The 12,427-nt window shown below is 57.8% G+C and carries 10 protein-coding genes and 1 pseudogene; 5 read left to right on the top strand and 6 right to left on the bottom strand.

Features of this window, described 5'->3' with window-relative positions; genetic code table 11:
- Positions 1 to 26 precede the first annotated feature (26 nt).
- The 4 genes from QSK43_RS17830 to QSK43_RS17815 form a co-directional block, all read right to left on the bottom strand.
- On the bottom strand, positions 27 to 1,751 hold the full coding sequence (locus tag QSK43_RS17830) for an ABC transporter ATP-binding protein (protein ID WP_332304577.1): 1,725 nt from the start codon (positions 1,749 to 1,751) through the stop codon (positions 27 to 29).
- Positions 1,752 to 1,759: 8 nt separating this feature from the next.
- On the bottom strand, positions 1,760 to 2,884 hold the full coding sequence (locus tag QSK43_RS17825) for an ABC transporter permease (protein WP_332304576.1): 1,125 nt from the start codon (positions 2,882 to 2,884) through the stop codon (positions 1,760 to 1,762).
- A 9-nt stretch (positions 2,885 to 2,893) separates the two neighbouring features.
- The gene (locus QSK43_RS17820; RefSeq protein WP_045020733.1) at positions 2,894 to 3,880 is read right to left on the bottom strand and encodes an ABC transporter permease; all 987 of its coding nucleotides are present in this window, start codon (positions 3,878 to 3,880) and stop codon (positions 2,894 to 2,896) included.
- A 121-nt stretch (positions 3,881 to 4,001) separates the two neighbouring features.
- Complete coding sequence (locus QSK43_RS17815; protein ID WP_045020731.1) at positions 4,002 to 5,951, bottom strand: ABC transporter substrate-binding protein; 1,950 nt, start codon at positions 5,949 to 5,951, stop codon at positions 4,002 to 4,004.
- Positions 5,952 to 6,251: 300 nt separating this feature from the next.
- Here QSK43_RS17815 and QSK43_RS17810 point away from each other — a divergent pair, with 300 nt between their 5' ends.
- From QSK43_RS17810 to QSK43_RS17800, 3 genes are read left to right on the top strand one after another with little or no spacing between them, the layout of a single operon-like run.
- Positions 6,252 to 6,971: a FadR/GntR family transcriptional regulator gene (locus tag QSK43_RS17810; protein WP_332304575.1), complete on the top strand. Its 720-nt coding sequence runs from the start codon at positions 6,252 to 6,254 to the stop codon at positions 6,969 to 6,971.
- Positions 6,972 to 7,026: 55 nt separating this feature from the next.
- On the top strand, positions 7,027 to 7,908 hold the full coding sequence (locus QSK43_RS17805; RefSeq protein ID WP_332304574.1) for an SMP-30/gluconolactonase/LRE family protein: 882 nt from the start codon (positions 7,027 to 7,029) through the stop codon (positions 7,906 to 7,908).
- A gap of 32 nt (positions 7,909 to 7,940) precedes the next feature.
- Positions 7,941 to 8,837, top strand: coding sequence for a dihydrodipicolinate synthase family protein (locus tag QSK43_RS17800; RefSeq protein ID WP_332304573.1), 897 nt, complete (start codon positions 7,941 to 7,943; stop codon positions 8,835 to 8,837).
- A gap of 183 nt (positions 8,838 to 9,020) precedes the next feature.
- On the opposite strand, the gene QSK43_RS17795 is transcribed toward QSK43_RS17800, so the two are convergent.
- Positions 9,021 to 9,377, bottom strand: a complete 357-nt coding sequence (locus QSK43_RS17795) for a gamma-glutamyl-gamma-aminobutyrate hydrolase family protein (RefSeq protein WP_332304747.1) — start codon at positions 9,375 to 9,377, stop codon at positions 9,021 to 9,023.
- Positions 9,378 to 10,082: 705 nt separating this feature from the next.
- Here QSK43_RS17795 and QSK43_RS17790 point away from each other — a divergent pair.
- Positions 10,083 to 10,550: a heme-degrading domain-containing protein gene (locus QSK43_RS17790; protein WP_332304572.1), complete on the top strand. Its 468-nt coding sequence runs from the start codon at positions 10,083 to 10,085 to the stop codon at positions 10,548 to 10,550.
- A gap of 119 nt (positions 10,551 to 10,669) precedes the next feature.
- On the opposite strand, the gene QSK43_RS17785 is transcribed toward QSK43_RS17790, so the two are convergent.
- On the bottom strand, positions 10,670 to 11,830 hold the full coding sequence (locus QSK43_RS17785; RefSeq protein WP_332304571.1) for an AAA family ATPase: 1,161 nt from the start codon (positions 11,828 to 11,830) through the stop codon (positions 10,670 to 10,672).
- Between the two features lie 201 nt (positions 11,831 to 12,031).
- Between QSK43_RS17785 and QSK43_RS17780 the strand changes: the two are divergent.
- A pseudogene (locus tag QSK43_RS17780) lies at positions 12,032 to 12,295 on the top strand (IS110 family transposase); the annotation flags it as partial.
- Positions 12,296 to 12,427 lie beyond the last annotated feature (132 nt).

Raw genomic sequence — 12,427 nt, 5'->3', positions numbered from 1 at the left:
AATTGCGAGAAGCGACAGCCGCGCCGTTATCTGGCGGCGGCTCCGTTCTTGATCTCGGGCGGCTCGACGTAGCGGAACCTTCTCGTGCGGTCGCGGTCGCGCGGGTCCGGGCGCGGAATGGCCGAAAGAAGGGCCTGCGTATAAGGGTGATCAGGCGTGTTGCAGACTTTTTCCGCATCTCCCACCTCGACGAGCTTGCCGCGATACATCACCCCGACGCGGTCGCACATGTAGCGGATGACGCCGATGTCATGGCTGATGAAGATATATGCGAGCCCAAGCTCGTCCTGCAGGCGCATGAGCAGATCCAGCACCTGGAACCGGACCGAGACATCGAGCGCCGATGTCGCCTCATCCGCAACGATGATGCGCGGCTTCAACGTGATGGCGCGGGCGATGCCGATGCGCTGGCGCTGGCCGCCCGAAAAGGCATGCGGGTAACGTTCACGCCCGGCGGGCTCCAGACCTACCTGCTCCATCAGCGCGCAGACGCGTTCATCAAGCTCCTTGCCCCTGGCAATACCGTTGACCAGCAATGGCTCACCGATAACCTGTGCCACCGTCATACGCGGGTTGAGCGAACCGAACGGATCCTGAAAAACCATGCGCAACTCGCGCCGTGCCGCCTTCAGTTCGGCACCTTCGATCTTGGCGAGATCGACCACCGAGCCGTCCGACCGGCGGTAGAGCATCTCGCCGCCGGTCGGATCGTAAAGGCGCATGATGGAGCGGCCCATCGTGGTCTTGCCGGAACCACTCTCTCCCACGATACCAAGCGTCTCGCCCGGAAGAAGTTTGATCGACACGCCGTCCAGCGCCTTCATTTCTCCGAAGTGCATGGAGAGGTCCTTTACCTCGAGGACAGGCGCTGCGGTAAGATCGAGCGGAGGCCGTGCGAGCCTGATCTCCGCTTTTTGCTCCAGCTTCAGAACGGAGCCGATCAACATGCGGGTATAGGGGTCCTGCGGGCTGTGGAATATCTCATCGACCGTGCCGTATTCCTTAGCGACGCCGTGATGCATGACCAGCACGTCGTCGGCAATCTGCGCCACCACGCCCATGTCATGGGTGATGAACAGCACAGCCATGCCATGCGCCTTTTGCAGCCTTGATATCAGGTCGAGGATTTCGGCCTGTGTGGTGACATCAAGCGCCGTCGTCGGTTCGTCGGCGATCAGCAGCTGCGGTTTGCAGGCCAGCGCCATGGCAATCATGGCGCGCTGACGCATGCCGCCCGAATACTGAAAGGCATAGCGATCCAGCGCCTTTTCGGGATTGGGAATTTCCACCTGGCGCAGCAGCTCGATGGCCTCAGTCCGCGCCTGTGCCTTGCTCATCTTCAAATGCAGACGCAGGACCTCGGTTATCTGGTCGCCGACAGTGTGAACCGGGGACAGCGACGACATCGGCTCCTGAAAAATCATCGCAATGTCTGCGCCGCGCACCGAGCGGATGGCCCGGCTGCGCGGATCGAGCTTTGCCAGATCGAGCGACGTGCCATCGGCGCGGTTGAGGATGATCGATCCCGACGCGATGTGGCCGGGGCTGTCGATGATCTGCAGGATTGAGCGGGCGGTGACGGATTTGCCGGAGCCGCTTTCGCCGACGACGCAGAGCGTCTTGCCGGGATCGATGGAAAAAGACAGGTCGTCGACCGCGCGGAAAACACCGTTTCTGACGGGAAATTCGGTCACCAGATTGCGAACTTCGAGCAGGGGTCTGGCGGGCTTCATGGAAAGGATATCGCTCATCCGGGGCCTCACTTGTTGTAGGGATCGGCTGCGTCACGCAGACCGTCACCCAGGAGATTGAGCGCCATGACGGCCACGACCACCGCCACGCCGGGCAGGAACAGCCACGGCGCCGTTGCGATCGAGCGAATGTTCTGCGCCTCGCGAAGAAGCACGCCCCAGGAGATGGTGGGCGGCTGGAGGCCAAGGCCGAGGAAGGACAGCGAGGTTTCCGCAAGGATCATTGCCGGAACAGCCAAGGTGACCGAGGCAATGATGTGGCTCGAAAAACTGGGCAGCATATGGCGGAAAATGATGCGCCCTTCCGGTACGCCATCCAGCCGGGCAGCAGCCACGAATTCTTCCGTCCTCAGCGACAGGAACCTGCCCCGCACGACGCGGGCAAGCTGGGCCCAGCCGGTCAAGGACAGGATGATGGTGATCATCATGTATTGAAGGGTTGCCGGCCAGCCCTGCGGCAGGGCGGCGGCAAGCGCCAGCCAGATGGGAATGGTGGGCAGCGACAAAACGAAGTCGATCACGCGCTGCATGACGAAATCGATACGGCCGCCATAATATCCCGAGATACCACCGAGGACGACGCCGAGCAGAAGCGAGAAAAACACGCCCACGAGGCCGATCGACAGGGAAATCTGCGACCCCTGTACGACACGGCTGAAGACATCGCGGCCAAGACGGTCCGCACCGAAAAGAAAGAGCGGCCGCGTTTTGTCGGTGGAGGCCAGCAGATGGATATCCGTGGTGAACAGGCCAAACACGGAATATTCGTAACCGCGACCGAAAAGCTGGATCGGGATTTTCTTGCCCGTATCTTCGACGAACACCGCCGCCAGCGTCTCAGGATCGCGCGTCAGCTTCAGCGGATAATAATGCAGTCCGAACGAGAAACCGTCGGTCCTGTCGATGAAATGCACGCTCTGCGGCGGATGGAAGGTGGCGCGCGCATTCTGCAACACCGGATCGTTTATGGCGAAAAATCCGGGGATGAGCGCAACGACATACATGGCTATTGTGACGAACAGGGCGGCCATGGCCAGCCTGTGGCGTTTGAACGCCCACCAGATGAGCTGCCACTGCGAGGCGACGGCGGCACGGTCTGGCCGGATAGTGGTGGTAACGGCGATATCGCTCATGGCGGCCTCCTATTCGAGACGGATGCGCGGATCGACCAGCGCAAGCAGGATGTCGCTGATAAGCGATCCGATCAACGTCAGCGCGCAGATCAGAAGCACGAAAGCGCCGGCGAGATACATGTCCTGCGCCATCAGCGACTGCAAAAGCAGCGGAGCCGCAGTGGGCAGATTGAGCACGATGGCGACCACCACAGAGCCTGAAATGAGATTGGGCAACAGCCATGCAATCGTGGAAATGAACGGGTTGAGCGCAATTCTCAAAGGATATTTCGTCAACAGCCGGAACTCGGACAATCCCTTTGCGCGCGCGGTGGTCACATAGGGTTTGGGCAATTCGTCCAGCATGTTGGCACGCATGACGCGGATGAGGCTTGCCGTGGAGGACACAGCAAGGATAGCGACCGGCAGCCAGATATGGGCCATCAGATCCACCATCTTGGCGATGCTCCACGAGGCAGTCTCATACTCCGGAGAAAACAGCCCGCCGACATCGGCCCCGAATTCGACCGCCGCGACATACATCAGCACCAGCGCCAGCAAAAATGACGGTATGGAAAGGCCAAAAAACGAGAAGGCGGTAAAGAGATAATCGCCGATCGAATATTTGCGCACGGCGGAGAAAACGCCGATGGGAAGCGCAATGGCCCAGGTTGCGAGAAGACTTGCGAGGGCCAGAACCAGCGTCAGCGCCATGCGCTCCCAGATGAGGCCGGAAACGGGCTGCTGCCACTCGAACGAGATGCCGAAATCGCCGCGACTGATAATGCCCCATATCCATTTCAGATATTGCATGATCATCGGGTCATCGAGGCCGAAGCGTTCACGCAGCTGCGCCGCCGTATTGTGGTCGATGACCTCGTTGGAGGCAGCCAGTGTGGCGATGTAGGTCGTCACATAATCGCCGGGCGGCAACTGGATCAGGACAAAGGCAAGAAAACTGACGGCGAACAGGGACGGTATCATCCACAGCAGGCGTTTTACGATAAATAGCAGCATGTCGCTCTCGCAATCACATTATACCGCACGCGCCGCCTTTCACCGGAAAGTCGGGTTGTCGGTGGTCGAAACAACCTGAGAGGCGTCGCCGCTTTAAGGCAGCGACGCCCATGTGGCGGTGTCAGCTTGTGAAGGTGAACTGTTGCGGCAACGCCGGGCCGGGGTTGGGCCACGACCAGCTGTCGGGTTCTTTCTCCGGCACATTGCGCAGATTGTTGCGGATGATACCGAAACCACCCACCGCAAGGCAAAGACCGATCGTCTCGAACTCTTCGGCCGCAATATCGAAGATTTCCTTCATCTTCTCGCCGCGCTTGGCAAGGTCGGCTGTCGAACGCGCCTCGTCAAACAGTTTGAAGCGTTTCTTCTGGCTTTCGGGCGGCTCTTCACCCTTCTGGCCGTTGGACGTGTACCAGAGCGCCCACGGAATGGCGTAGCGCGATCCCTGCGGGTGGAACGCGAAAAAGTCGCGTGGATCGAGCATCGGATCGAGACCGCCCGGACCCGGCCAGACCGCCGCGTCATGAGCGTTATCGTCGCCGCGCGTATAATAAAGCGCGCGTTCGATGGTGTTGACCTTGATATCGACGCCGATCTGCGCCCACTGCGCCTTCACCAGTTCCAGCGCATCGACAAGATCGGGATAAAGGGTCGGTATGACATCGATCGAGAAGAAGATCGGTTGACCGTCAGGCCGCAGCCGCATGCCGTTGCCGTTCTTCTTGTCGTAACCGGCCTTGTCGAGAAGATCGTTCGCCTTGTCGGCATCGTACTCGGTGTACTGACGCGCCAGCTTTTCATTATACCAGGGATGTGTCGGGCGTGGCCCGGCCTGATACCCCTCGCTCTGACCGAAATAGACGATGTCGATGATTTCCTGCCGGTTGAGCGCGATGGACAACGCCTGACGGAACGACTTGTCGCCGAACATCTTGCGCATTTCCGGGTCTTTATGGGTGATGTTCAGGTAAATCTGGCATTGCTGTGCGGCTGATGGCACCAGCGTCAGCAGGCGGTAGTCGCCCTTTTTCATGTTCTGCGACAGGGTCGGCTTGTTGGCCAGCACGCTGATATGGCGCTCCTGAATGTCGATCTTGCCGGAAATGACGTTCAACATCAGCGATTCGACATCCTGCGAAATGCCGAAGTTGACTTCATCAATGTAGGGCAGTTGATTGCCTTCAGTATCGACCTGCCAGAAGTAAGGGTTACGGGTCATAACAACCCGCGTCGCGCCGCCGGAATAGGGTTCCTTGACCACCCATGGGTCAAGCGTCGGCTTGTCGACATTCGACCAGCGGGACGGAATTTCGATATCGCCGCACTTGGCCCGGAACAGTTCCGTCCAGCTTGATACGCCCGCAGCCTTCACATCGGCATCGAGCGACGTGTTGTATTTCGGCAGGAATTTGCTGCAATAATGCTTGGGAAACAACGTTGGGTGCTGACCAAGCGGCGTGGCCAGGTTCTCGAGATAGAGCGCATTGGACGCCGCGAATTTGAACTTTACCGTGAAATCATCGACTTTTTCGACGTCGACCGCTTTGCCTGCAACGGAAAGCTGCGCCGGCGTGGCGCTATAGAGTTCCTTGTTCTTGATGCAGTCCTCAATGGCAAACACGACGTCATCCGCAGTGAAGGGATGGCCATCCGACCATTTCGCCCCCTGCAACAGATGGAAGGTGAACTGCGTAGCGTCCTCGTTAACCTCCCATTTCTCGGCCAGGTTCGGCAGGACTTCGGTGAAGTCCATGTTCCAGCGAACCAGTCCCTGATTGCCGACCATGCGCAGGATGCCATTGTGGTCCGAAGAGCCGCGCAGGCCTCGGCGGAGCGTGCCGCCATAGGTGCCGATTTTCTCGTGTGGCGTCACCACCATCGGATTTTTCGGCAGACGCTCGGCCAGGGGCGGCAATTTGCCGTCTTTCACCAGGGCTGCCAGTTCGGGCGCTTCCTTGCCGGCCGCAGCTTTCGCCGAGGTCCCGATGACGGAAAGCGCGGCGACGCCGCCAAGCCCCGCCACAAAGGTTCGGCGCGTTACGCCCAGTGAAAATGTATCGCCATCGCGCATCGATTATCCTCCCAAAAAATCACCGGCAGCGAAACGGCTTTCACTGTGTCGCAACAGCCCACCAGGCCAGCCAGCGCACCGATCCTCCATCGGCAGGCAGACCATATGGACGTTTTCAGATGATTACAAGTATTGACAGATTTTTACATATTTTTTATTCGTAGGCCCAGTTTTCGAAAACAGGCTCGACGATAAAGATCGGAACGGCAGCGCCCCCGCTGATAAAACTCCGGTATTTCTGTTGCGGATGACATACAGGAAACCGTTCAACTTCAGCGATTTGCAACGAAAGGTGTGCTGATGGACAATACGACTACATCGTCGGCTGCGCGAGGCGAGACCCGGCTCAGCGACATTGTCTACGAAAAGATCGTTGGCATGATTTCGGACGGGCGGTTTCCCGTGAACGAGCGGCTGCCGTCGGAGCAAAATCTGGCGTCTTTGTTCGGAGCATCGCGGCCGGTTGTGCGTGAAGCGCTGGAGCGGCTGCGCAATGACGAGCTTGTCGTTTCCCAGAAAGGTTCAGGCTCCTATGTGCGCCAGCAACCGGATTCCTCTGTGTTGCAACAGGTACCGGTCGGCTCGCTGGCCGACGTACAGCGCTTTTTCGAGTTCCGGTCCGGTCTTGAGGCCTCTGCTGCGGAGCTTGCGGCACGAAACTGGCAAGCGGCCGACAAATCGCGGATCGAACAGGCCATTGCCGCATTGGAGCAGTGCCTCGAGCGCAACGAACTTGGCGCGAACGAGGACTTTGCGCTGCACGAAGCCATTGCCAGGGCGAGCCATAACCAGTTCCACATCACGGTACGGATATGGTTCAAACCTCATTTCGCAATCGGCCAGTCGGTGACACGCAGCCTCAGCCTCAAGCGTACACCGCAGCATGTGCGCGAGGTGCAGAACGAGCATACCTTGATCGTCGAAGCGATTTTCGCGCGGCGGGAGCAGGCTGCGCATGACGCAATGAAAGACCACATCCTGAAAGCACGCGCCCGCATGTTTCAGGGCGTCGGCAGCTAGCACCGTTCCAGCAATTCGAAAGACGAGGCCGTAAAAAGGCGATGGAGAGTAATCAGTGAGCCAGCCGCGCATCATAGAACCGAAGCTGCGTACCCTCATCGATACGCCGTTGAAGGTTGGTGAATCGCCCACATGGGACGAGCGAACCGGCGACCTGTGGTTCGTGGACATTCTCGCTCCCGCCATTTTCCGCCTGCGCGCGGACGGAAAGCTCGACAGATACGATATGCCCGCCCAGGTCGGCTGTCTCGGTCTTTGCGACAACGGCCTGATCGTGGCCGGCCTCAAGACCGGCGTGCACCTGCTCGATCCGGCAAACGGCAAGCTCGACCTTCTGTGTGACCCGGATGAAGGTCGGCCCGACAGCCGCCTCAACGATGGCAAGGTTGGCCCGGACGGGTATTTCTGGGTGGGCACCCGCGATGAGGCCGCCGTGCCGACCGGCAATGCGAGGCTCTACCGTGTCGCACCTGACGGTGGCTTCGAGCGTATCATCGATGGGGACATGTTCACTTCAAACGGACTTGCCTGGAGCCCCGATGGAAAGCGGATGTATCATTCCGACAGCAGCGGCCTGATGTTTCAAGCATTCGATTTCGATGCCGCGACCGGCAAAATCGGTCCGGCCGAACGCCTTCATGATTTCGCGTCCGACGAAGGCAGGCCGGATGGCGCAGCGACCGATTGCGAAGGCTGTTACTGGAGCGCCGGCGTTCAGGCCGGACGTCTCAATCGCTTTTCACCGGATGGCGAATTATTCGAGATCTATAGGCTGCCATTCAAGGGGCCGACGATGCCGTGTTTTGGCGGCCCGGATCTCAAAACGATCTATCTCACGAGCCTCGTGACCGAAACGAACGGAACAACCACCGCAGGCACGCTTGTTGCGTTTGATGCACCTGTCGCGGGTGCAGCCATTCACAAGTTTTCCATCTGAAGACGCCCTTTGATTTTTAAGGAACCCAGTTGATGACAACATTCGATTTTCGCCAGGCTCTGCACGGCATTTCCGGCGTCCCCGTAACGGCTTACGAGACAGACGGGGAAGTCGATATAGGTGTCACAACCGAAGCCTATGCCCGTGTTGCAAGGGCGGGCATCCACAATATCGTTGCCGCAGGCAATACAGGCGAGTTTTACGCTTTGACGCCCGCCGAAATTCTCAAGGTCTACGAAGCTGCGATTGAAGGGGTGAGCGGGCAAGCTCCCGTTACAGCCGCGATTGGACGTTCGCAGCGGGAGGCCCTGTCCATGGCGCGACAAGCCAGAGAAATGGGCGCCTCCGCCGTCATGTCACATCAGCCGGTCGACCCCTTCGCAGCCCCGCAGTCGCAGATCGACTATTTTATCGGCCTGGCAGAGGGCAGTGAGTTGCCGCTGGTGGCCTATGTCCGTGCCGACGGGTTTTCAGTCGATGACATGGTCAGGCTTTCCAGCCACCCGAATGTCGCAGGTATCAAGTTTGCGACGACGGACATCATGCTTCTGTCGCGCGCGATTGCCGCTTCTGATCCGAATGGCGCACTCTACGTCTGCGGACTGGCGGAAAGCTGGGCGCCCGCCTTCTGCGCCGTCGGCGCCCGCGGTTTCACATCCGGTCTCGTCAATGTCGCACCGCAATTTTCCCTGCAAGTTCATGATGCCCTGACGGCCGGCGATTTCTCGGCTGCCAGGAAGATCGTTGAAAAGATCGAGTTGTTCGAACGGCTGCGGACACGATATCGAAACGGTGCCAATGTGACGGTGGTGAAGGAAGCGATGGAAATCCTGGGGCTTGCGGTCGGTCCCGTTCGAGCGCCAGGACTTGCACGTCTGGACAAAGAGGATCGTGCAACACTTGAAGGCCTTCTTGCCAGCTGGCAATGACCGAAGCCTCATCTGCGGAAACATCGTCCATCCGCCACCGATCAGAGTGCCGTCATCGTTAACCCGGCCCCCAATGGGATGGACCTGTCGGCCTCAGCTCTGAGCAGCCAAAGTATCCGGCAGGGCTGCTTCATTACATCCTATTTTGGGGAATCGCACCGGCAGTGAGTGACTTATTGGCCGCTAGGACGCCGCTTCTACGAGACCGCGAAATACCGAATTTCCTGGATGGTCCAGTTGGGTGAACAGTTCCTGGTGCCATTGAAGGCCAATCGCAAACGAGCTGAAAAAGACTTCGATGGCCTCGACGATACCGTCTTCAGAATGAGCGCTCGCCATAACCGCTGGCGACAATTGTACGATCGCTTCACGATGGAACGTATTCACTTCGATATGAGGCATGCAAATGATCTGAGCCAGTTGCGAACCGGGAAGAATCTCGACGGTATGAAGAGGGTCCCGCATGTCATGTTCATTCGCATCCGGAAACGAGGCGCGCAGATTCGGAGTGAGACGACATCCGTTCAGGCAAGCGAGCATCTGCATTCCGGCGCATATGCCGAGGACCGGCTTATTTCTCTCCAGTTAGGCCTCAACGATTGCCCTTTCAACGTCAAAGCGTTCCGATCGTGGCGCTTTAGAGACTTCACCGGCTATGTACCAGTCGTCGGGGTAAGCATACCGGCCACCAACAGATACCAAGCCATCGAATTCGTTCAAAACAATGTCCACAACCTCAGGGAGATATGGGATACCGAACGGTATATTGCCCGCGTCCCTTACCCCGCGAAAATATCTCTTGGCTGCTTCATAACGAGTTCCGCCTGAGCTGGTGTTCTCGTCAAGAATTATGGCTATGCGAGGCTGCCGCATGTATATCTAACTTTCCGCTTCGGTCGTTTTTAACGCGTCTTTTGAACATGCTTGGTCATGAGATCACAACCAGCGATTCATGGCGCAATTGATGAACGACAAAACCCTGAAATTGAAATTCAGCGGTAGGTCTTGAGACGGGAGGACCCCCGCAGACATTTTCGAAGAGACCCGTACGTGGCAAAATAAACAGGGCTCGGAAGGCTGGAACTATTCGTTTGACGACGCATGGATATTGCCTCGAATAGAGTGTAGCGAAAGCATTCCTTTGCATACATTGGCGGCGCTGGAAGAAATTTACCGCATTCCGGGCCTGCCGGTGGGCGGCAAGCCGCGACTGGCAAGAATGTAAACCTGAAGGAGCATCGGATAATGTTGAGAACACCAAGTATCGCGGAACTTGTGGATGAACAGAACGCGATCAGGCTGGACCGGTTTGATTACGACTTTGCTTGGGAGCTTGGCAGCCGCATTCGATCGCGTGCGCACCAGGATGGTCTGCCAGTGGCAATCCAGGTGAGACATGGAACCGACGTTGTGTTCGCCACGCTGGTGGGTGGAGCAACAATCGACAATTTTGACTGGACCCGTCGCAAGTGCGCGGTGGCGCATCGGTTCCACCGCAGCTCGCTGCAAATCAGGCTTGAAGCTGAAGAGAGCAAGTACGATTTCAATGAAAAGTTTCGGCTTCCGGTCGCTGATTATGTTGCGAGCGGCGGCGGAGTGCCGCTTATCCTCAAGGGCGGCACACTGATTGGCTCGATCGCTGTCAGTGGATTGCCCAATGTCGAAGATCACAATCTGGTAACGGATGCTCTGCGCGAGATGCTTCACCACTGAGGCCATCCACCAATAAGGGGACGGGCTTGGCACAGATTGAGCACACGAAGGCACTACTAAGATAATAAAGGACTCGATGCGGTTTGCACACTCGCGAGCAACCGGTGGATGCCGGAACCTCAGCGTCCAGGCCAAGCCCAAGCGGGCGAATCGATCCCTGCCGTTATAGTTTCGCCGAGTACTTTGTTGAGTGTCACCATCAGAGCTCCGCCCTCGGCGATTAAGCCCGACACCAGTTCGTCCGCATGGGAAACGACAATGATCTGCGACCGTTCGCACGCCCGCAGGACTAGGCGCGACAGGGGCGCCAGGAGGCTCGGATGCAGACTGGCCTCGGGTTCGTTTAGCACCATAAGGGACGGAGGTCGGGGTGTCATAAGTGCAGCGACAAGTAACAGATAACGCAATGTGCCATCCGACAATTCGGCAGTTGAGAGCGGTCGCAACAAACCCTCCTGCCGCATCAGAAGCTCAAAGCGACCACGATCCTCACTAATCTCGATGGAGGTGCCGGGAAATGCATCTTCTATTGCCGCATGAAAGCCCGCTGCATCTCCAATCTCCAGGATCGTCGCGACGGCTGCGGCCAGATCGGCACCATCGGATGATAACACCGGCGTTCTGGTACCAATCTGCATCTGCCGGACAGGAGCGGAAGGATCGGTGCGGAAGTGATCGTAAAAGCGCCAACCACTCATGCGGGCGCGAAGATAAAGCAGTTCGGGAAGGTTCTTCGGATCAGCCGAATGCGTCATCATGCTTTCGAACGTTGGGAGATCATGAAGCAAGACTTCACGTCGGCCATTCGCTGAAAGCGAGGTTACCGCAGGTCCTGTTCGCTCTGCAAAAACATTGCGGCGGCTCAGCACTTCACCTACCCAGACAGCCTCCGCCTTGATGACCGGATCAAGCGAAAAATAGCTAGGCGGAGGCGGTGGAACCGGCAGGCCGAGATCGATGGCATAGCCGTAATCTTCCGAAGCGAACCCCAGTTTAAGTGCGATTGGGTTCCTCCTCACCGTCGCCTGCACCGGCAGGCTACCATCCTTCATGCCACGCGAGAAAGCCTCTGGCCCCGCCCAGACCGTCGATTGCAGCCCACCCTCTGCTGCCAATGAAGCAATCGCCTTTCCCTGCGCAACATCAGCGAGAAGTCTCAGCGCGCGATAGAAACTCGATTTTCCCGAACCGTTCGCGCCGGTCACGACCGTAAGTTTTTCAAGCGGCAAGACTAGGTTACGAATCGAACGATAACCCGAGATGGCAATAGTCAAAATCATGTGCGTAAGCTCTCCCGGTTCGCAGGTAAAAGGCAAGAGACGAGCTGTGTGGGCATTTCGGCAATGTCTCCGTAGAAGAGGTGCTTCAGCAGGTATTTGCCTCGGTATCTACCTCATTGCTCTTGAGATTCCATCAGGGGTGAGTAACGGCCATGCACCATGGCAGAGTGGGGTCGCTAGAAAACTCTCTGGAGACCAATCATGCCGACAACAGCAGATCAAACTCAAGCGCAGACCACTAGCCCCGTCGATCTTGGCGCAATATTCGTCTCGTTGGAATTGAGTAAATCGACGTGGCTGCCGACAGCTCTGACACTTGGCAGCGAGAAGATATCGCGCCACACCGTTACCGAAGGGGATATCGCTGGCTTGTTCGAATGCTTTGCAGCGCTTCGGCAGAAAGCCACTCGGCGAAAGAACATACTTGACTCACTGGTAGCGATCCAGGAGGCCGGGTCGAAAGGCTGAATCAGCAGCAGAAAACGAGCGGGAATTGAAAGTTGGTGCTCACCCGCTTCAACGTAAGCGCGAATTTCTGTGCGCCTTCTGAGGCGCAGTGCTCTGATGCATGAAGTGTCCACCAAAAATAGGTGGACA

It is taken from the genome of Rhizobium sp. GR12 (assembly GCF_036596185.1).
Classification (GTDB): Bacteria; Pseudomonadota; Alphaproteobacteria; order Rhizobiales; family Rhizobiaceae; genus Agrobacterium; species Agrobacterium nepotum.
This window is presented reverse-complemented; position numbering and strand designations above follow the sequence as displayed.

Coding starts and splice junctions, on each gene's coding strand:
- QSK43_RS17830 (WP_332304577.1), bottom strand. CDS start 1,751: ATGAGCGATATCCTTTCCATGAAGCCCGCCAGACCCCTGCTCGAAGTT.
- QSK43_RS17825 (WP_332304576.1), bottom strand. CDS start 2,884: ATGAGCGATATCGCCGTTACCACCACTATCCGGCCAGACCGTGCCGCC.
- QSK43_RS17820 (WP_045020733.1), bottom strand. CDS start 3,880: ATGCTGCTATTTATCGTAAAACGCCTGCTGTGGATGATACCGTCCCTG.
- QSK43_RS17815 (WP_045020731.1), bottom strand. CDS start 5,951: ATGCGCGATGGCGATACATTTTCACTGGGCGTAACGCGCCGAACCTTT.
- QSK43_RS17810 (WP_332304575.1), top strand. CDS start 6,252: ATGGACAATACGACTACATCGTCGGCTGCGCGAGGCGAGACCCGGCTC.
- QSK43_RS17800 (WP_332304573.1), top strand. CDS start 7,941: ATGACAACATTCGATTTTCGCCAGGCTCTGCACGGCATTTCCGGCGTC.
- QSK43_RS17795 (WP_332304747.1), bottom strand. CDS start 9,377: ATGCTCGCTTGCCTGAACGGATGTCGTCTCACTCCGAATCTGCGCGCC.
- QSK43_RS17790 (WP_332304572.1), top strand. CDS start 10,083: ATGTTGAGAACACCAAGTATCGCGGAACTTGTGGATGAACAGAACGCG.
- QSK43_RS17785 (WP_332304571.1), bottom strand. CDS start 11,830: ATGATTTTGACTATTGCCATCTCGGGTTATCGTTCGATTCGTAACCTA.